Below are 18,705 nucleotides of genomic sequence, written 5' to 3' on the forward strand. Positions count from 1 at the left end.
CTGCGTAATCTGTTTCGAGAACAGAAGCGCTGGCGAACCCCAGCCATGGCTCCACAGCGGTTCGCTGTCAGTAACCGGTCGCCGTAAAGCCGGAGAATCCGTAGCCCGACGGTGGCCCGCCGTGGGCGTCCTTGTAGAACCCCATGCCGGGATCACCGGTAGGAAACGTCGGGTCGGTCGCCTGGACGAGCAATTCGTCGTTGAGATACAGCGTGATGACATCACCGACAGCCGTGGCTCTGAGGATGTCGCCATCCTGCGGAACCCTCACCGCATCGACGTGCGCCAAGGAGGTGAAGTCGCCGAAGCCGCCGTTCCAGCGAACAATCTTCGCGAACATACCATTGGTATGCATGAAGGCCTCATAGCCCTTCGCGCTGGTTGAGGTATCGCTCCATCGGAGCAGAACTTCCACCTCTCCGTAACCGCCGGAAGAGTCTTTGTGGATCACCGCGCAGGCCTGCTGGTCCGGGGGAAATCCGGACAAGCGTGCATAGGAATCGTCAAAACCACCCTGGCCGGTCTGCGTGCCGTGCGCGACCCCGTTCTGTGTCTGGACGGGAGTCCAGGAAGCACCCGCGCGAGACCAGGCGCCGCCCTCGGAAATCGGGAGTTCATCGACGGGGAAACCGGTGGAGTAGAAGGGTTCGCGCGCCGCCTCGTTGTCGCATGGAGGTCCGCCCCCGGGGGGACCCGGGCCCTCGGCCCGAATGACGGTCTCGCATCCGAGGGGCACGGCTACGACGCAGGTAGCGATGATGCCGGCGAGCGTTCTTCGCATTTCAACTCCTCGGAAGACCTCGATTCAAGCGACCATAGACTTCCGACTGAGGCACAAAGGCCTGTCAGCAACTATTCGTCAATAACGCAAATTTCCACAAAATGGTTGCTATAACGGCTAGGCTACGTCGTCTGAGTCCGCCCACAGTTGTGAACTATCGGCCGCCTTCAGTCGCGCAGCCGTACCCACCGCTGCCGCCGAGCGTTGGCCGATAACGCACCGATTTGCCAGCTCTGAACTGGTCATTCAATGTAGCGTTCGTGCCGCTGCTGTCCTCAGCATCAGAGAATTTGGAGCTGCCCGCGGGATCGCGTGTGACAACCGCTCGAGCCACCTAAGGAGCGAACCGGAAACCTCGACAATCTCGGGCGAACTTCGCCTTAAATTCATTTGTGTCGCTTGACTACATATTTAGCAAACAATAGACTAGCGCCATCTGCATCATGGGTGCAGGGAATGGCAAACCGTAGGGAGGACGGGTGCCGGCACGGTGTGCGAAACATCGACTCGGGTGGAGACGGGCTGAGAGGCCCGGTGCAGGGTCCGCATGACGGAACTCGCAGTCGGGTCTGGGCTCTTCCTGTTCGGAACGTCCGAGTCAATCGGTCGGTGAGTGTTCGCGAAGTTGCGAACACTGACCTGGGGGACATATGGAAATCCAGGAACTCTGTCGCGTCCTACGCCAACGTTGGCGAATCGTGGCAATCGCGACGTTGGTCTGCGTCTCACTCTCGCTCGGCTGGTCGTTGGCGGGCCCGGTCTCGTACAAGGCGGAGGGCAGGGTCATCATCTCGACCTCCGGCAGCCTGAGCACCGGCACCGACGCATTCCATGGCGAGCAGGTGTCCGTAGAACGGGCCCCGACATACGCGCAGCTGCTGAAGGGCCCGGAAGTTGCTGCGCGGGCGTCGAAGCGACTCCACGGCGACATCTCCGCTGCAACCATTCAGGACTCCGTCGACGCGCGGATCTCCTCCCGGCTCCCGATGGTGATCGTCAGTGCTCAATCACCGAACGCCAACGACGCGGTTCAGATGGTCTTCGCCGCCGAACAGGGTCTGCAGGAGTATGTCACCGAGATCGAGCGACGCGGTCGCGACGGATCACTGTCCTCGATAACGCTCAGCGGCGACCCCCCGACGGTTGCGCGGGTGGGCAACCCTGCGCTGAACGCGACGCTGGCGGCACTGCTGGGGCTTGTCCTGGGGACGATGCTCGCTGTCTACCGCGATCGAACGGATCCGGTTGTCAAGAGCGCAAACCAGATTGGACGCCTTGGCCTCAGATACTGCGGGTCGATCACGGCTACGGAAAATGCCTCGGCGCTGGACGACGCTTTCCGCCGACTCGCCGTCGGATGTGTGGTCTCCAACCAGCTCGACACGAAAAGGGTGCTGGTTGTGGGCGTCGACCGTGGATTCGAGACTTGTTTCATTGCAAGAGGTCTGGCCGGAGGGCTGGCGGCATGTGGACGTCGGACCACACTGGTCAATGCAATCACCGGGAACCGGCGCGAAACCGGATTCGGATTGTCCGATGTGCTCAACGGATCGCGCACGTGGACAGAATGCATCCACCGGACCGGTACCGATCACCTGTTGGAGATGGGCGTCGGTACCGAAAGCACCTCCCTTGACGCCCTGCTCATCGACAGCAGGAACGAGAACGGCCGCGTCCCGCGTGGCGATCGCGATGAGCACCTCGTCATCGGCGGACCGTCGATCGCTCACTCATCGACTGCGGTCGCCTTGACCGCAATCGCCGATTCGGCGCTGATCGTTGTCACCGAAGGTGAATCGCTCGTGTCGGACGTCCTTGAAGCCAAGTTGATCCTCGAAGCAATGGACACTCCGATAATCGGAATGGTCTACGTGATCGGTGCGCCGCTGCATGACCGTGACGACAGCAATGTTCTCGCCGAGGTCGTACACGGTGCTTCGGGTCCGCATACCACGTCGAACAGCTCTCATCCCCGGCCCGTATCACCATCGGATGCGTCATGACGATGCGCGCAACAGGACGGTTGAGAAAAGCGGGAAGCCGGCTGAGCACGAGCAGGTTTGCCACCGTCGTGGTGGTGGTGCTGGCGGTGACGGTCACGCTACTGGCCAGTCAAGTGACCGACAAGATGCGTGAGACAGCGGTATCCGCACAAGCCATTGAACGACCGTCGGCGGCGACGCCGGTGTCCGAATCGCCGTCGGCGAAGGAGTTGGCGGTGTTCATCGGGGACTTGACCGACGGGTCAGCCGAAGGCGGTGTGGGGGAAAAGAACTGGACCTCAATCCTCTCCGCGAACCTTGAGAAGACTATTCCGCTGAGGACTGTGGTGGACAGCAGCGGCGGAGGTTCGGGGTACGTGGTCCGCGGGCCGAGTCCGACATTCGCTGAGCAAGTACGACGCCTCGTCACACCGGATGCGCGGGTGGTCTCGATATCTGGAAGCAGGAACGATGTGGTCGCAGAACCGAATCAGGTCACGGCGGACGCGCTCGAGACCTACACCCTTGTCGAATCGCTGGCGCCTCAAGCGCAACTGATCATCATCGGTCCCACCTGGGGTAACAGTGAGCCGAACGAAAGCATCCTCAAGACGCGGGATGCTGTCCGCGACGCCGCCGCCAAAGTGGACGCCCTCTTCGTCGACCCGATCCAAGACAGGTGGTTCACGAATGGCGAGCCAGGACTGGTCGGAGCAGACAACATGCACCCGACCGACCTCGCGAACGCGCGGATCGCCGAGCATCTGTATCCGGTCTTTCTCCAGGCACTGAGCGCGAACACCACCTAGCCGGCATTGATGACCGGGTGGGGCGAGTCCAGCTCGACAAGACAGGGGTATCGACGTGACCAATAGCATGAATTGGCTTACCCGCAAGCGCTGGCCACTCGTTGCGGTAGCGGCGGTGTGTGGAGCTCTGGTCGGCTACTTCATCGCCTTCGCCGCAGACCCTACCTACACCTCGAAGGCGACCCTGTATGTCGCGCCGCCGATCAGTAGCAGCCCTACGGACGCGGTGATGGGCGACCAGTACGCCGACAACCGCACGCAGTTATACCTTCAGCTCATCAAGAGTGACGAACTCGCCGGACTCGTGGCTAAGGAGCTGAAAAGCTCTGAACCCGCGGCCGCGCTGGTCAAAAGCATTGACGCCATCCGCGTCCATCAGGCACCTCTCCTCGAGATCGAGGCACGAGGTTCTTCCCCGGAGGCAGCGCACTCGCTGGCCAAGGCCTACGTTGACCAGCTTCCGGAATTTGCGCGGTCGGTAGAGCAGAACAGCGGCCTGCGAGAGGGCTCTGCTCTGGTTTCGGTCGCCGGGCCGACCGAAATCACGCAAGGCTCCGGCGGTTTGCAGCCCTGGCTGACGTTGATCTTCTGCACCGTCCTGTTCGCCGGTGCCGCGTCGGCATATGTCATCAGAAGGAGCTCCCGAAATCCCACCGCACGCAACATCGGAGCTCTCCGCAGAGCAATGCCGACATCCTTCATCGCAGAGGTAGGGCACGACCCCGCGGATATCCTGAAGTTCGGAGCCATGCTCTTCGCGGCACCCCATTCAACACGGCAGGTCATCTTCGCCGGCGCCAGGCGGGCAGATGCTCTTGAGGAATTCACCAGCGAGCTGACGCGGTCCCTGCGGGGCGCCGGGATAGCGTGCACACGTGTGAAATCCGGTGATCCGGTCGGGTCGAACGGGGGTGACGACGATCCGCACACCATTACGGTGTTCGACGCTCCTGGGCTCCTCGACGACAGCCACCGGATCGCCGCTCTGGCATTGCGTTCAAGAACTGCGGTGATCGTTGCGCGTCGGACGACCCTGGTCGAAGACGTCGTTCAGCTGCAGAAGCTGCTGAATTTGAACGGAATTGCCGTCAAGGGCGTCATCAGCGCCCGTCGCACAAGCGCGAAGGACGCCAGGAGACATGATGAAGTCATCGGTGTTGCCTCTGACGGTGCCCCCGGAGACACTCATCCAACGCCCGAGTTGTTAGAGGCCGGCACCGGTCCGCGTCGCGAGAGCCCTACCCGCGATGAGTAACCTCCAACTCCTGGTGCTGGCATTGATTTCGGTTGCCGCAGCGGTGTACTGGAGTGTCAAGTGGACGAGTGCGGCGTGGGCCCCGACGGTCTTGGCGTTGATCATGCTGCTCATGGCTTTCGGTGGCCCGGTCTGGGATTGGTCCAAGTGGAGCGGTGGCTCAGGTCTGAGCCCCACCGTGAGGTCGGCCTCGTTCGCCGAGTCGCAAGCGGTGACCGCGTTCCTGTGGGCCACCATCGGGGCGGCGTTGTCATCGCTGGCGGTCCCGCGAACGCAGGAGATCGTGCGCACCGGCGATACTTGGTCTCCATCGAGGAAAATCTCGATTGCGATTGTCACCACCGCGACGATCAGCCTGATCGGGTTTCTACTCGGACAGGGCCCGAGCATCGTCAGAAAACCAGTCTATGGCGAGTTCGACGGGAATGCGTTCATCCTGCGCGTGTTCTGGCCTAGCGGCCTGATAGTCGGTTTGATCTGCCTGGCATTGATCGCTGTCGAGAAAAATCGAAGGCTGCGCTTGCTCATGCTGGCAGTCGCCGCATTGTGGTTCCTCGCGACGACCGTGGAGGGCAGTCGGACCGCGGTGGCTTTCCCGATCGTGGGCGCGATGTTGATAATTCACCACGAGATTTCTCGACGACGACTGCATCTACCCATGATCGCGGCGGCGTTCACGCTTCTTGCTACCGCTGTTGTTGTGTTCAGTATCAGCTTGCTATCTCGCTCGATACCGCACGGCATTCTCAATCTTCCGAATGTCGTGGGAGTGACACTTGCAGACGCACGCGCGTCGACCGATTCGTACTTGTACCCGCTCAAGCAGCTAGCATCCTCGGTCTTCGTCTCGTTTCCCATCGCCGAGCAGTCCGCAACCTATGAGGTGGGATTGGACGTGCTGGTGGCGAATGCCAATGCCCTGCCCGGAACCGCGCAACCGGCCGAACTCGAACGCTATTGGCCCTATGAATGGGTGCCGCTCTCTTTCGCCGGAACCTGGTTCGATGCAGCCGGCTGGATCGGCCAATTCCTCCTGTTCGGCGCCATTGGCTGGATGTCCGGCAAGACCGCACACAACCTTCAGCGAAGCCAGTTTCAAACACTTTGGTTCGTGCCAATTTATACCGCCGCCATGATCGGTGCACTGTCGGCCCAGTACTCGTCTCGTATGGTCTGGAGACTCGTTTCCATCGCGGCTTTTCTCTTCTTCGTGTCTTTTCTGCTCCGGCGTACGCGGCAGTGGGAGGGACTACACAACGGCGATCAAGGGAAAGGGCCGCCGGAAGTGCCCGACGACGGAGCCAGAAGCGGTCATTCGGGGAGGCTGACTAGCTCTCGGCGCCAATTGGCGGGAGTTGACCGAACATGAGTCACAAAGCCAAAGCACCAACAGACAGGCATTGGAACAAGACCGGGATAGGCGCTCTGATTCTCGCCGTCGTCGTAATCGTGGGCGCTGCCGGCATCGCAGCTACGCGCGCAGATCAACCGCTCCCGACCGTAACCAAGGCGCCGATCACAGCCCAGAACCCGAGAGAGATGCTGGTAATCGGAGACTCCTACACAGAAGGGACCCCTCTGGGCGGCGAGGGAGACAAGAACTGGACCCAATTGGCGCTGCGCCAACTTCGCAGAGAAGGTGTCGACATCACGGCAACTGTGTCGGCTGCCGGGGGGTCGGGCTATGTGACACGCGGCCTGTCCGGAACGGTTTTCGGGCAGGCGTTGCAGAGCGCGATATCGGCAGACGGGGGAAGCGAAGCTCCAGAAGATATCGTGCTGATCTTCGGAGGGACGAACGACCAGATCGCGCCGCGAGACACCGAGGCCGTCGCTGTCCGCGATGTGCTGAAGTCCGCACGGGCGCGAGCACCCCGGGCGAAACTGATCGTCGTGGGCCCCGTATGGCCCGATTCTGAGCCCTCACCGGCGGTCCTCCAGATTCGTGACATCGTGCGGGCCGAAGCCGCAAGAGCGGGAGCCACATTCGTAGATCCGATAGCCGACAGGTGGTTCTCGGCTGAGCCACAACTGATCGGCGACGACGGCGTACATCCCACCGACATGGGCCATGTGTATATGTCGGAAAGGCTGTTGCCGGTCATTCGTTCCGAGCTGACGCGGGCGCAACAGGAACGGGAAGCGGCGGCCGAGCAGCCCGTGCGCGCCGGCGGCCGATGAAGGTGGATACGTCTATGGTGTGCACCGACGTAGGTTCACCGGCCATCCAGGAGTGGTGCAGCGGTGACACGTAACTCGGACATATCTCGCCGCCATCTGATGGTCTCGGGATTGACAGTCGCCGCCGTCGTCGGCGGCTCGAGTTGCACCACCAATTCCCCGCCGCCGCCGACAGTGCAGGACTACTTCCAGTGCGATCCGCCGCGCGACTACCCCACCATCGACTATGCGGTCGTGACGGACGCCGCTTTCGACGGAGGCGCCGACCCTTCTGGCCGACGTGACTGTTCGAATGCCGTGCGCGCCGCGGTGGCGACCGGAAAACCGGTCTACATTCCGCCGGGCAGTTATACCTACCACGGCCCCGGCATCGACCACCCAGCGCCCTTCATCGTCGGCGCCGGCCAAGGCCGAACCACTGTCACGCTCGGGCCGGAGACCACGTTCATCGATTCAGACCAGGTGTGGTTGAGCCTGACGCTTCGCGGAATCAGATTCAACGGCGGAGTTGGCCACGTCAAGAATCGCTTCCACGGCATCAACGTGACCGACTTCCATACGGTGAGCGATTGCGCGTTCATCAACTACAGCGGTGCCAGCATCTCGACAAACAGCGTGGATCACCCCTACTGGAAGATAGAGGGAAACATCTTCAGGGGATCGAACTACCTGACGTCTATGGGCATCGCCCTGTCAGGTCTGACTGACGGCACCACGATCGCGAACAACGCATTCCTCGCCAACCGCGTACACATCAAGGTCGGCCGCGGGGGTAACAACACCTACATTCACAACTGCGATTTTCTCCGGTTCGGAGGGCAGCAGGGCGTTCCGCGAATCGATGTGTGGTTCACCCTGTCTGTGGACGAAATAAACTGCGGCGCTGGAATGGTCATCACGCGATGCAAGTTCGGGAATGAATTCCTCGACGAGCGGGACCTCCGAATCGTGTATGCAGACGAGACGGACGGGCGCATGAACGACGAGAGGTGGCCGCTGCTCGACAAGCCGTCCACGAACTGGATAGGCGGGCACACGGTCACGGCGGTATTCGCCAACGGCATCGGTGATCGCGCGCCGATCCCCTTGGTCCGGTCCACCACATCGAACGTCGTCGGGTCCACATACGGGCCGGTCACCATGGCCGGTAACTCGGGGGCGCCGATCCTGTCGACGATCATGCCACTGCGGAACGGAGGACACAGCAACTACGTCGGGCCGCTGCTACGCGCCACGGGATATACCGGTCCGCTACCGCGACTTCTGGTGAGCGACCACCCGCCGGCGGGACGGTGAAGAGTCCCGACCGCGCTCTGCGGCCGATGAGTCAAGGTGACAATGCCTGATGTGGTTGATCACGCGCGGCGGCGTTTCGACTCACCGGGTCGGAGTCCGAGGCATGAGCGTGATGAGCGTTGTCGCGCAGAAGCTCTCGACACAACCGCTCTTTGTTGCACAAGTATGCGCCAGCGGTGCCGGTGCCCTCGCGATGGTGATGGCGGCGTCAGCGATGCCGCCGGACAGTTTCACCACCTTCGCACTGTTGATACTGATCACCTTCATCTCCACCGGAGCCATCCGGTCGTTCCTGTTTCTGCCGGCATTGCTCGAGACACGCAACAATCCAGGTGCGCACGTTCACATCCGAGCGGCGTCGGTCGGCGCTGGAGCCGCCGCGGTCAGTTTCGTAGTGCCCGCCGCCGTGCTCGGCGTCGCCAAACCGGGATGGCTGGCACTGCTCGCTCTCGCGAGCACATTGCCCGTGATGTCCGAGTGGCTGCGGATGCGCGGGATGGCGCTGGACGAACGATGGGCAGTAGCCCGCAGCGACGTGTTGCGTTTGGCGGCAACCATTTTGGGTGTCCCAGTGCTGTGGTGGACTCAGGCGCCCGAATCGTTCTTCCTCTTCGTCAACATCACATATCTGACGAACGTGCTCTACTTGATGGTCCGGTTGCCCGCCGTCTCCGCGCACCTGTCGCCGGTGCGGTTCTGGCGGCCGGCCGCTTCGATACTTACTGATTTCCTGATCGGGCAGCTTGTCTCGTCGATACCGATGATCGTCCTGGGCGGCGTCGGGAGTTCGCAGTACATCGGCGGCGTGCGCATTGCACAGACGCTGCTGGGTCCCCTGAATCTGATCATGGCGGCAACCTGGACCAACCTGATGGCGGACGGCGCGACCCGCGAGTCCCATTCTCAGGCAGCGAGTTTGATCCGGCACGGACGCAGAAGTGCGATACGTCTGACCGTCCTCTCGCTGGCGGTGGTGCCTCTCGTCGTTGTCATTCTGGTTTTCACGGGGTTCAGTTTCCGCGGTGCGGACAATCATTCGCTGATCGTGGGTACCGTTCTGGTCGGCGCATTGGCGCTGACGTCCGGATTCGCCGGCGTGGACAGCATGGTGCTGAGATTGCTCGGCCACCACACCACCGCTACGGTGGGCCGCGCGTTCCTTGTGGCCGCAACTGGGGCGGGATATGCGCTCGGGTACGTCGCCGGCGGCGTGGACGGAAGCTTGATCCTCGGATTCGTCTGTGCAGCAGTTGCCAATCCACTTGCGTTCGTAGTGCCTGCGGTCATCATCTACCGGCGCCATTACTCGCAGGAGTAGGAGTGGCCCGCGCGTGAGACGGTGTGCGGGGAGGCCCCCGTGGGCGGTCGCGGGAGAATTCGGCAGAGCGCCATATCGGGGGCCCATTTGCTGCTATTGTTCGGTTCACTGGTCCGTCGGAAGAACCAGTTTTCTGAGTGACGCAACCACCGGGGGGTTGAGCGTGTCCTCTACTACATCAACAAGGCCGAGCGCCTTTCTGTCCTTGGTGGTCTGGTTGCTGCCGAGCAACGGGTTCAAGATGTGGGCCCTGCGGCGCCTGGGAAACAACATAGGTCGCGACGTCAGTATCGGGCCGACCCTGGTGCTCAGCTGCGGCCGATTCTCGATCGACGACGGGGCGGTGATCTCACCGTTCAACGTCTTTCGGCACCTGGCGAAGGTGAAGATCGGCAAGAAGTGCTTCCTGGGATCGTGGAACCAGATCACCGCCGCCCGCGAATACCAGCAATACAGCGACTTGGTGGGCCTGTTGTTGTTGGAGGAGCAGGCGGCCATGACCAACCGCCATTACCTGGACTGCTCCGGCCAGATCATTTTGAAGGCTTACGCCGGAATCGGCGGCATCAGAAGCATCTTTCAGAGTCACGAGATAGACCTGGCCAACAACCGGACCACCGTCGGGCGAATCGTGCTCGGCGAAGGCGCCATGACGGGTACCGCCGTCATCATGCTGAAAGATTCACACCTTCCCGACCGGTCGGTGCTGGCCGCCGGCTCGATCGTGGTCAAGGCCAAGGGCGGCACCGAGTTACCGTCCGCCAACCTCTACGGTGGAGTCCCGGCGAAACCGATCAGGCCGGTCAGCGAATTCGCCTGGTGGCACCGTGACTCCTACCTGACACCGGTGACGGCCTTCGACGACGCGATGTTTCGGCTCAACTGACCGGGTCCTGCGGCCCGTCAGCGGATCCTGATGTCCGCCGCCCCCGAACGTCTCACGCCACTGACACCCCTCCGCCGCAAGCGATCCCGACGGTCGGTGATCCGCGCCAGAATCACTCCGACCGCCAACGCGGCGGCCAAACCGATTGCCGCCGGCTCCCATATCGAAGGCCCGTCATTCGCGGCGTCGTCGGCACGCGCAGCTCTCACCACCGTGACCAACGGCGCTGGATTCGGGCCCGTCCCGGCAGCGGCGGCGCCGGCGGCGAAGTCGTCGAAGACCGCGCCATACGCATTCGCTATGTTCGCCGCACGATGGGCGTCGTCCTCGACGGACACGGTGACCAGGAGGGCATGGCCGTCGGCATTGGCCGTCACCCGCTCGACGAGTTCTGGTGGGCTCTCGGCCAATCCCAGCCAGTCGATGACGTTCTGCGCCAGATCCTCCCGCGCGAACAGGTCCAGGTACGCACGGGCGCGCTGGTCGCGATCCGCACCCATGGACGTCGGAGTACCGGGTACGTCGACGGTCCAGATCGCGGTGGCCGAGTACCCGCGCGGTTGAGCAGCGGTGAACAACCCGGCCACGACGAGCGCCGCGGCCAGGCTGGCCAGCACGACGGGCCAGCGCGCACCGAGCTGGCTTTCAGATCCCGTAGCTGTCGACTCTGCGTGGCCGCCACCCATGGGCTCCACTCTCGGTTCCTGGCCGTTGACCGGTACGGCGATCGCAGCGATGTCCACCGACGCCGCGCGGGTGCGTGACCGCGATGGCGCCAGGAGCGCGAAGGCGACTCCCGCCACCAGCACCCCCCCGATTGCGAGTCCGCAGGCAACCCCGACCGCGTTGTGGAAGATCACCGCGGTCGTTATCGCGCCGGAGATCGCCGCGACCGTCATAGCGATCCGTAGGCTCAGCGCGTCCGCACTCCGATTGAAGGTCCGGAGGTAGATCGCTAGCGCGACCGCGAAACACGTCGCGACATACTCCAGCACGGTCACGGGAAGGATCTGCCGCGAGATATCCCAGGTCTCGCCCAGTAGCAGGAACCCGATCCTGCTCGGCAACATCACTAGGATTGCGCCACTGACGGAGAGGACCAGAGCAGAGACGATAGCGATACGCATCATCACCCGCCAGACCACGACTGGTTGCGCTGATCTGCGGGTACTCTCCGGTATCACGACGAGCTGAATAGCATTGCCGAACAGACCTATTGGTGCCAGCAATGCTGTGGCGCCACGGAGAGCAGCAGCGATTGTCGTCGTCGTGAGCGCCGCGATCAGCGCCAGGACGACGAAGACGGTGACCTGTTCGAGCCCCGCGTCAACTCCATATCGGATGCGGTGCCTCAAGCCCGCTTTCAACCATGCGATCGACCCGGTCAGTCGCGGCGCGATGGACAGTTTCGCCAGGAGGCCGATACATGCGATGACGGCGAACAGCCCCCATCCCGCGAGCAGCACCGAGATGGTCGCGAACTCGGGATGCACCCAGGTGAGAATCAGCAAGGCGATGCTGCCCGCACACCACACGCCGTCCCACACTGCGGCGACGTATGGCCGCCCCTCGGCGATCGCGACATACCTCAACACGTCCTGGGCGAGCACGAACGGCGAAGCGACGCCCAGATATACCGCCGCCGCGCCGAGATCTGCACCGAAGGCGACGATCGCCACGGCCAGCAAGGGTCCGACGACGAGCGCCGACGCGAGAGCGTAGGACCCCTCACTGCGGATGCGATCCCGGCTTTGATCCGCCTTGAGCAGCAACGGCGTGCCCAGCGCGCCGCGTAGGCAACCCACCACCGCAACCAGCGCGGTCATGAGGATCGCTATGTGACCGAAATCCTGGGGCGAAGAGACCACGGCTACCGCGAAGATGATCACGCCGTTGCCGATGCTGGAGAACACCTGGTCAAGCGCACCGGAGACTGCGCGCGAGCGGGCCAACGACATCGACGGCATCAGTGCTTCCCCGTCGAGTCCGCCCACACCCGCTCGAATCCCCCGAGCGAGTCGGTCAGCCCGTGGTTCGAGTACACCTCGAAAGTCGCGTAGTCGCCGCGCCATTCCGCGATACGGGGGTCCATCACAGTCGTTCTTCCACCATCAGGCAGGTCGATCGTCACTTCGTCGCCGTTGATGTGAATCGAGACGGCGTACGCGGTGGCGCCGTCCTCCCGCAGCGGAGCTGTGAAGTCGCCGGCGGCGATGGTCTCCAGCGGAGTGTTTTCGTCCTTTGCGACGCCGAGCGTCCAGTTCAGCGCTGTGGCCACGAAGTGCACTGGGACTGGCGGAGTAATCGGGGGCATGGCATCGCGGAGGCCCCGCGATACAAGCAGCGCGATCGCTCCGAGGGTTCCTTTCCTCGGCGAGAAGACCCAACTGGCACCCAAGGAGGTCAACGGCGCCCCCATATCCAGCGTGCTGAAGTACGCCGCCGACACCTCGTTGGTCGTCGGCTGGTAGGTGAGGCGACCGTTGCGCACCACGAAGTTCGATCCCGGGTCCTGCGGCGACTTCGACGACGACGCGGGTTGTCCGGTGTCGAACCGAGTGGGCGGCGGTCCGTCGGCGATCCTGGTGAAGTCCAGGCTCGCACGGGTGCCTGCCGGATCGGGGGAGCTGCCGCGAAGAAGTCCCCACCACAGCCCTGAGGCCAGCACCGCGGTCAGGGCCACCGCGAGGAGAACCGGCGCAATACTCAACCCGGGGCTAAACCCGGGCCCGCGACTGTTCTTGCGCGCGCTCCGCGTCCGGCTCTGCAGCATGCTCACGGACGATCTAGCGGTCCAGAAGGAGGGGCGACCACCATCTCGTCGCCTGGCACGTCACGGGCCACCACAGCCGCCGCCCCGACCGTCGCACCGTCACCGATGCGCACGCCCCGCAGGACCGTTGCCCTCGTAGCGATCCAGACCGAGTCACCGATCGCGATCGGCGCGTTGTCGAATTCGAATGTCGGGCTGCGGCGGTCGTGGCTACCGGTGCAGATGAAAGCGGCCTGTGAAATACAGGTGTTGGCTCCGATGGTGACCGGTTCCAGGTTCAGAATCCAGACCTGCTCCCCGATCCACGTGTGCGAGCCGACCGTGAGCTTCCACGGCCAGTGGATCTTCACGTCAGCGCGAATGATCGTGCCCTCGCCGATCTGGGCTCCGAAGATCCGCAGGAGCTGTACCCGCATGGGGCCGGGGCACCACCACTGCATCACGATCATCCGGGACGCCATCAACCACAGCAGTTGCATCAACCGGGGGCGTCCCTTGTGGTATCCGCTGCCTTGGAAGCCGGCAAGGTCGAACCGAGTGCCTGCATTAGAGTTCTCCTGTGCAACAGTGTGATTCGCCATCGTGGCCTCCAGCAACGGATTCACTTAAACTCTGGCCGACTGGTTGTGACAACGGAACCATTCGACCGTGTCCTTGATGCCGTCGGCGAGTGGGATCGACGGGGTCCAACCGCTGCGCTGCAAGGTGGTCACGTCCAGCAACTTGCGCGGCGTACCATCGGGTTTTGTCGTATCCCAACGGGTTTCCCCTTTGAACCCGACCACTTCTGCGACCATCTCGGCCAGTTCCTCGATCGTCAGATCCTCACCTGTGCCGACGTTGACCTGCTGCGGAGCGTCGAACGTCTCCAGCAGGTGCAGGCAGGCGGACGCCATGTCGTCGACATGCAGGAACTCGCGCCTGACTGTTCCGCTGCCCCAGTTCGTGACAACCGGCTCACCGCTGGCGCGCGCCTCGTCGTATCGGCGGATCAGTGCGGGCAGAACATGCGACGTGGTCGGGGTGAAGTTGTCCTCCGGCCCGTAGAGATTGGTGGGCATCGCCGAGATCCACGGCAGTCCATACTGTCTGCGTACGGCCTGCACCTGCATGATTCCGGCGATCTTGGCGATCGCATATGCGTCATTGGTGCGTTCGAGCGGTCCGGTCAGCAGAGCGTCCTCTTTGATCGGCTGCGGGGCGTACTTCGGATAGATGCAGGACGAGCCCAAAAACAACAACCGTTCCACCCCGTGCTCGAGCGCTGCATCCATCACATTGACCTGGATCTGGAGATTCTCCGACAGGAAGTCGACCGGACGCTCACTGTTGGCCAGTATTCCGCCGACGCGGGCGGCCGCGATGATCACCAGCTGCGGCCGGGCCCGCTCGAAGAAGTGGAAAGTCGCGCCCCGGTCGGTGAGGTCGAGCTCTCCGTGCGAGCGGAGCAGCAGATCCGTGAATCCTTCCCTGTTCAGTTTTCGCCGGATCGCCGACCCGACCATGCCGCGGTGACCGGCGATGTACGTCGGCGCAGACCGATCCAGCCGCGTCGGCACGAACTCACCTGACCTTGTCGCTGTCATTTCGGCGCCACCAATGTGTTTCGCTCGATGGTTACCGCGAGTTCTTCTAGATCCCGCCTGCGGCGTTCCATAGCCGCAGTTTCTTCCAGGCCGGCGATGGAAAGGATTTCGCCCCACCGGTACAGGTGATCGTGCCGTCGAAGGGAATTGATCACGTTGGTGGCGCTGATGCGTTCGAGGCGACGCGGGTCGGCCTCCAGTTCGGCGATGATATCGGCGATATCCCGATCCGGTGGCAGTGGGATGACCGCGTCCGGCCATCCGAAGTGCTCGGTAGACGACTCGTTCTCCGGCATGTCGCCGATGAGGACCGCACCGCCGGCGGCACCTTCGAAGTATCGGTATCCCAATTCCTGTTGGCCACCGGTGCGTTGGAGTTCGGTGTACGCGGCGGTATTCACCAGGAAGAACCGCGAACGCTGGATGTTCTCCGCCAACCGAATACGATGCTCGGCGTGGCTCGATACGGGACAGTTCGTCACCGTGTCGTACACGTAATATCGGCCGTCCCTGTCCGCCAGACGAAGCAGCGCTTCGTGCGTCGCAGGCGGGGGTCGTCGACCCAGAGCGTAGAAATCGATCACCCGGTCCGGGACACCCGGGTAGGGACAGAATTTGAGCGCGTCAACCGACGGAATCAGCTGATAGCACGGGCGTCCGGTGGCCTCGGCGAGCGGCTCGACAGTACCGCGGTTGCTGACGGTGATGTAGTCGAAGCGTGCGAGGATCTGCAGGAGTCCGCCAAGCGAGGCGATGTCAGGGGCATAGAGCTCCTGAATGTGACAGATCGAAACGTCGGCCGTCGAACGCCACATCTCGCACGGACCGAGGTTGTAAAGGTCCAGTGCTGTTTCTGTGTAGACGAACAGCATGTCGTAATGCGGTGCGAGGCCCGCGGGAGGGCGCCGCCGGCCGGTTACCGGTGCCGCGGCCTCAAGGTTCAACGCCAATCGCCGGCCCGCCTTCGCCGCAAGCCGCCTCAAGGTACGAAAACCCTTCTGCGCAGGGGTGACCCCTTCAGTCGGGGCGGGTGTATCGGCAGGCGCAACGACGTCCACTGCGTCGATCCCCCCGATGAGATCCTCGAATTCATACTGCGAGCATCGTGAGATGACGGGTGCGATGTCGCGATTGGTCACGCAGAGAACGCGTGGATCCGACGCCTTGGAACTGAAGCGGTACTTCCTCATCTCCCCATGCCTCCCCGATGGCCGGGCCCGGTCAGGGTCGGCGCCCAGCGTGAAATCGGCGCCACGAAATTCTCGCAGTGAAATGAATGCATTTGCTCCCCCAGTCCCCAGTGAATCGCTGCGCCGAAGCTCGCCGGTCGAGACCGCAAAACTGAAGATCCGGTGCGGCTCATATTCTATCCGGAGCCCCGCTCATCCGCACCCATGTATGGAGTTAAAATACGCAGTCCCATGGTGTTTCCTCTCAATCTCCTGTGAGCCGCGACATCACCGACATCACCCGTCCCAGCCGACCGATCAGCAACGAGCAGGTCTCGCCGAAACATTGACAGTCGCTCTCGCAATGTTGCGATACTTCGCCAGATCCGCGTTAGCATGAGGACTGTGGGAGTTCCGCTGACGAATCCCGTCACGACGAATTGCCGCGCATGTGGCGCCGGCCCGATCGAGCGGATCCTGGATCTCGGCGAACAGCCGATCTCGACCCACTTTCCGGAGCCGACCGCGCCGCAGGATGACACCTGGCCGCTGCGGGTCGGCGTATGCCCGGCTTGCCTGCTCCTCCAACTCGAGCGGACCGGGGCGCCGGAAGAGGCGGACGATACGGCACTGCTGGGCTTGGCAGCACAATCGAAATCCCTCGACACATACGCGCGCCAAAGTGTCCGTCATCTTCGAGATACGCTCGGACTCAGTGCCGATTCGCGCATCGTCGAGTTGGGCAGTCACGGCAATCACCTGCGCGCGGCCTTCGCCGAACTAGGCCTCGCGACCACGATCGTGGAGCCCGACGCCGACATCGCCGCCCGCATGGGCGGGGTGGCCGCCGATGTGATCGCCTGGCGTCCCGGCGATCCGCTCGGTTCCCGTACGTCGGTTCTCTGCGGCGCCGACCTCGTAGTGGACGATTTTCTCCTCGCCCATCTCGATGATGTCGACTCGGCAATCGAGGGTTTGGCAGGTCTTCTCGCGGCCGAGGGCACTTTGGCGCTCACCGTCGACCATGCACTCCCCGTGTTGACCGGCGTGCAACTCGACGCGCTGCGTCATGGGCACCACGCAGTGTTCTCGTTGCTCGCTCTCGAGCCGCTGCTGGCCCGCCACGGACTGACAGTTGTTGACGCAGAGTTGCTTCCGATGTACGGGGGCTCGCTGCGAGTCCTTGCTCAGCCGAGTACTGTCGCACGACGGCCCCGACCGGACGTGGCGCGGATACGTTATGCCGAACGTGCCGCCGGCCTGCACCGGCTCGACGCCTACCGCCACTTCGGCAAGTCGTCCGCGGATGCTGCTGTCGCGCTTCACCGGCACGTCACGGCTTCGCGTGCGGCCGGCCGCGTAGTCGTCGGCTATGGGGCGCCCTCGCGGGCGGCGACGCTGCTCACCGCGGCCGGGATCGGCCCCGACCTGCTGCCGTTCACGGTTGATCGGGCGCCGGCCAAGCACGGTCGCACCATTCCTGGCACGCGGGTGCCCATCTGCGCTCCCGACGCGATCACTGCGACCCGCCCAGACGAGATCGTGCTTCTGGCCTGGCCGATGGCCGAAGAAATAGTCGCCTCGCTGCCCGAAGTCCAGACGTGGGGCGGACGGTTCGTCATCCCACTTCCGTCACCATCGGTCATCGAGACGGACCCTAGCCCCGACCGCCACGCTTCGCCTCAGCTCAGGTGCCCGCGAGACGCGCGACGATAGGCGCCACCATGTCGACATCGCCTCCAAGGCTGAAGTAGCTGAAGCCGAACCGCTCTCGCCGCTCCAGCAGCCGCTCCACGCAACCCTCGATGCTGCCCACGAGGACCGCTGGCGAATCAGCCATCGCGGCCTCATCCGCTGCCAGCGAGTCGGCAAAGCTCGAAACGGACCTGCTCGCCGCGCGCGGCGAGTCGGTGACATGCACCAGATACGCCGAGTGTTGCAGCTCAGGGCCATCGCACGGCCGACCCGCGGCCTGCCACGCTCCCCGCACCCACTCCACCTTCTCGGCGATCCGGTCGGCGCGGAGGTCGGCGGCAGCGTCCGCGTCCGGCCGAGCGCCTCGGAGGCGCGCATGAACGCCGACGATGTCGGCTACCCGACCCGCCAACTCCAGGGCACGCCGGCCGCCGCCGCCGAGCATCATCGGTGGCCGGGGCTGCTGGACTGGGGCGGGCAACCCGACGAGCGCACTGATTTGATAATGGCTTCCGTTGAATTCCAGCGGCTCCGGACGAAACAACCCGTCAATGACGGTCACCGCTTCTTCGAGGCGGGCGAGACGGACCGACGCAGGATCGAACGGGTAGCCGGCAGCCTGGTAGTCAGATTCCATCCAACCGGCCCCGAGCCCGATCTCCACCCTGCCGCCGCTCAGTACATCGAGCGTCGCGAACGCCTTGTGGAGAGGAACAGGGTGTCGGAAATCGTTGCCCAAGACCAGAGTCAGCAAGCGGATGTGGCTGGTCACCTCTGCCGCGGCAGTCAGTGCGGTGAGCGGATCCATGACCCAGCCGGCGGTGAGGTGGTCCGAGATCGATAAGGTCGAGAATCCCAGGTCCTCGATGCGCCGGATCGAATCACGCCATGTGCTCACCGAACCTTCGAGCCGGGGCATCGGCGCGATGAATCGGAATGGTCGCAGCCCGGTCGCCAACCGAGGTAGCTCGAAA

Annotated in this window: 16 protein-coding genes; 9 read left to right on the top strand and 7 right to left on the bottom strand. The window is 63.3% G+C overall.

Going from position 1 to position 18,705, the window contains the following annotated elements; all coding sequences use genetic code 11:
- Nucleotides 1-67: 67 nt before the first annotated feature.
- Nucleotides 68-781: a hypothetical protein gene (locus BHQ18_RS12175; RefSeq protein ID WP_069413851.1), complete on the bottom strand. Its 714-nt coding sequence runs from the start codon at nt 779-781 to the stop codon at nt 68-70.
- A 698-nt stretch (nt 782-1,479) separates the two neighbouring features.
- Here BHQ18_RS12175 and BHQ18_RS12180 point away from each other — a divergent pair.
- The 8 genes from BHQ18_RS12180 to BHQ18_RS12215 all read left to right on the top strand — a co-directional run bounded on the left by BHQ18_RS12180 (nt 1,480) and on the right by BHQ18_RS12215 (nt 10,508).
- On the top strand, nt 1,480-2,784 hold the full coding sequence (locus BHQ18_RS12180) for a hypothetical protein (protein WP_165614553.1): 1,305 nt from the start codon (nt 1,480-1,482) through the stop codon (nt 2,782-2,784).
- A complete protein-coding gene (locus BHQ18_RS12185) occupies nt 2,781-3,572 on the top strand; it encodes an SGNH/GDSL hydrolase family protein (protein WP_109789267.1) in 792 nt (263 codons plus the stop codon). Before BHQ18_RS12180 ends, BHQ18_RS12185 begins: the two co-directional genes overlap by 4 nt.
- 55 nt (nt 3,573-3,627) lie before the next feature.
- Nucleotides 3,628-4,827, top strand: a complete 1,200-nt coding sequence (locus BHQ18_RS12190; protein ID WP_069413854.1) for a YveK family protein — start codon at nt 3,628-3,630, stop codon at nt 4,825-4,827.
- A gap of 13 nt (nt 4,828-4,840) precedes the next feature.
- Entirely contained in the window at nt 4,841-6,196 is a 1,356-nt protein-coding gene (locus tag BHQ18_RS12195; protein ID WP_131815677.1) for a hypothetical protein, read from the top strand.
- Entirely contained in the window at nt 6,193-7,008 is an 816-nt protein-coding gene (locus BHQ18_RS12200; protein ID WP_084294027.1) for an SGNH/GDSL hydrolase family protein, read from the top strand. The genes BHQ18_RS12195 and BHQ18_RS12200 overlap by 4 nt, the downstream gene beginning before the upstream one ends.
- Before the next feature lie 63 nt (nt 7,009-7,071).
- On the top strand, nt 7,072-8,304 hold the full coding sequence (locus tag BHQ18_RS12205) for a right-handed parallel beta-helix repeat-containing protein (RefSeq protein WP_131815678.1): 1,233 nt from the start codon (nt 7,072-7,074) through the stop codon (nt 8,302-8,304).
- A gap of 103 nt (nt 8,305-8,407) precedes the next feature.
- The gene (locus BHQ18_RS12210) at nt 8,408-9,622 is read left to right on the top strand and encodes a hypothetical protein (RefSeq protein WP_069413858.1); all 1,215 of its coding nucleotides are present in this window, start codon (nt 8,408-8,410) and stop codon (nt 9,620-9,622) included.
- A gap of 343 nt (nt 9,623-9,965) precedes the next feature.
- Complete coding sequence (locus tag BHQ18_RS12215; RefSeq protein WP_234794157.1) at nt 9,966-10,508, top strand: acyltransferase; 543 nt, start codon at nt 9,966-9,968, stop codon at nt 10,506-10,508.
- A gap of 17 nt (nt 10,509-10,525) precedes the next feature.
- Here BHQ18_RS12215 and BHQ18_RS12220 read toward each other — a convergent pair whose 3' ends face one another.
- The 5 genes from BHQ18_RS12220 to BHQ18_RS12240 all read right to left on the bottom strand — a co-directional run bounded on the left by BHQ18_RS12220 (nt 10,526) and on the right by BHQ18_RS12240 (nt 16,057).
- The gene (locus BHQ18_RS12220; protein ID WP_069413860.1) at nt 10,526-12,502 is read right to left on the bottom strand and encodes an MATE family efflux transporter; all 1,977 of its coding nucleotides are present in this window, start codon (nt 12,500-12,502) and stop codon (nt 10,526-10,528) included.
- Nucleotides 12,475-13,218, bottom strand: coding sequence for a hypothetical protein (locus BHQ18_RS12225; RefSeq protein ID WP_131815679.1), 744 nt, complete (start codon nt 13,216-13,218; stop codon nt 12,475-12,477). The genes BHQ18_RS12220 and BHQ18_RS12225 overlap by 28 nt, the downstream gene beginning before the upstream one ends.
- Before the next feature lie 65 nt (nt 13,219-13,283).
- On the bottom strand, nt 13,284-13,862 hold the full coding sequence (locus tag BHQ18_RS12230; protein WP_069413918.1) for an LbetaH domain-containing protein: 579 nt from the start codon (nt 13,860-13,862) through the stop codon (nt 13,284-13,286).
- A 24-nt stretch (nt 13,863-13,886) separates the two neighbouring features.
- The gene (locus tag BHQ18_RS12235; RefSeq protein ID WP_069413862.1) at nt 13,887-14,867 is read right to left on the bottom strand and encodes a GDP-L-fucose synthase family protein; all 981 of its coding nucleotides are present in this window, start codon (nt 14,865-14,867) and stop codon (nt 13,887-13,889) included.
- Nucleotides 14,864-16,057, bottom strand: a complete 1,194-nt coding sequence (locus BHQ18_RS12240; RefSeq protein WP_069413863.1) for a glycosyltransferase family protein — start codon at nt 16,055-16,057, stop codon at nt 14,864-14,866. Before BHQ18_RS12240 ends, BHQ18_RS12235 begins: the two co-directional genes overlap by 4 nt.
- A gap of 384 nt (nt 16,058-16,441) precedes the next feature.
- On the opposite strand from BHQ18_RS12240, the gene BHQ18_RS12245 reads away from it, so the two are divergent.
- Nucleotides 16,442-17,752 carry a class I SAM-dependent methyltransferase gene (locus tag BHQ18_RS12245; protein ID WP_165614554.1) on the top strand — a complete coding sequence of 437 codons (1,311 nt, stop codon included), beginning with the start codon at nt 16,442-16,444 and terminating at the stop codon, nt 17,750-17,752.
- Here the strand turns inward: BHQ18_RS12245 and BHQ18_RS12250 are convergent.
- The gene (locus BHQ18_RS12250) at nt 17,724-18,689 is read right to left on the bottom strand and encodes a TIGR03621 family F420-dependent LLM class oxidoreductase (RefSeq protein WP_205866084.1); all 966 of its coding nucleotides are present in this window, start codon (nt 18,687-18,689) and stop codon (nt 17,724-17,726) included. The genes BHQ18_RS12245 and BHQ18_RS12250 overlap by 29 nt on opposite strands.
- Between the last annotated feature and the right edge of the window lie 16 nt (nt 18,690-18,705).

This window comes from Mycolicibacterium flavescens, assembly GCF_001722335.1.
Lineage (GTDB): Bacteria > Actinomycetota > Actinomycetes > Mycobacteriales > Mycobacteriaceae > Mycobacterium > Mycobacterium flavescens.

What these genes read in the sequence shown, in the direction of transcription:
- BHQ18_RS12175 (WP_069413851.1), bottom strand. Translation starts at nt 781, where the DNA reads ATGCGAAGAACGCTCGCCGGCATCATCGCTACCTGCGTCGTAGCCGTG.
- BHQ18_RS12185 (WP_109789267.1), top strand. Translation starts at nt 2,781, where the DNA reads ATGACGATGCGCGCAACAGGACGGTTGAGAAAAGCGGGAAGCCGGCTG.
- BHQ18_RS12235 (WP_069413862.1), bottom strand. Translation starts at nt 14,867, where the DNA reads ATGACAGCGACAAGGTCAGGTGAGTTCGTGCCGACGCGGCTGGATCGG.
- BHQ18_RS12240 (WP_069413863.1), bottom strand. Translation starts at nt 16,057, where the DNA reads ATGAGGAAGTACCGCTTCAGTTCCAAGGCGTCGGATCCACGCGTTCTC.
- BHQ18_RS12200 (WP_084294027.1), top strand. Translation starts at nt 6,193, where the DNA reads ATGAGTCACAAAGCCAAAGCACCAACAGACAGGCATTGGAACAAGACC.
- BHQ18_RS12230 (WP_069413918.1), bottom strand. Translation starts at nt 13,862, where the DNA reads ATGGCGAATCACACTGTTGCACAGGAGAACTCTAATGCAGGCACTCGG.
- BHQ18_RS12210 (WP_069413858.1), top strand. Translation starts at nt 8,408, where the DNA reads ATGAGCGTGATGAGCGTTGTCGCGCAGAAGCTCTCGACACAACCGCTC.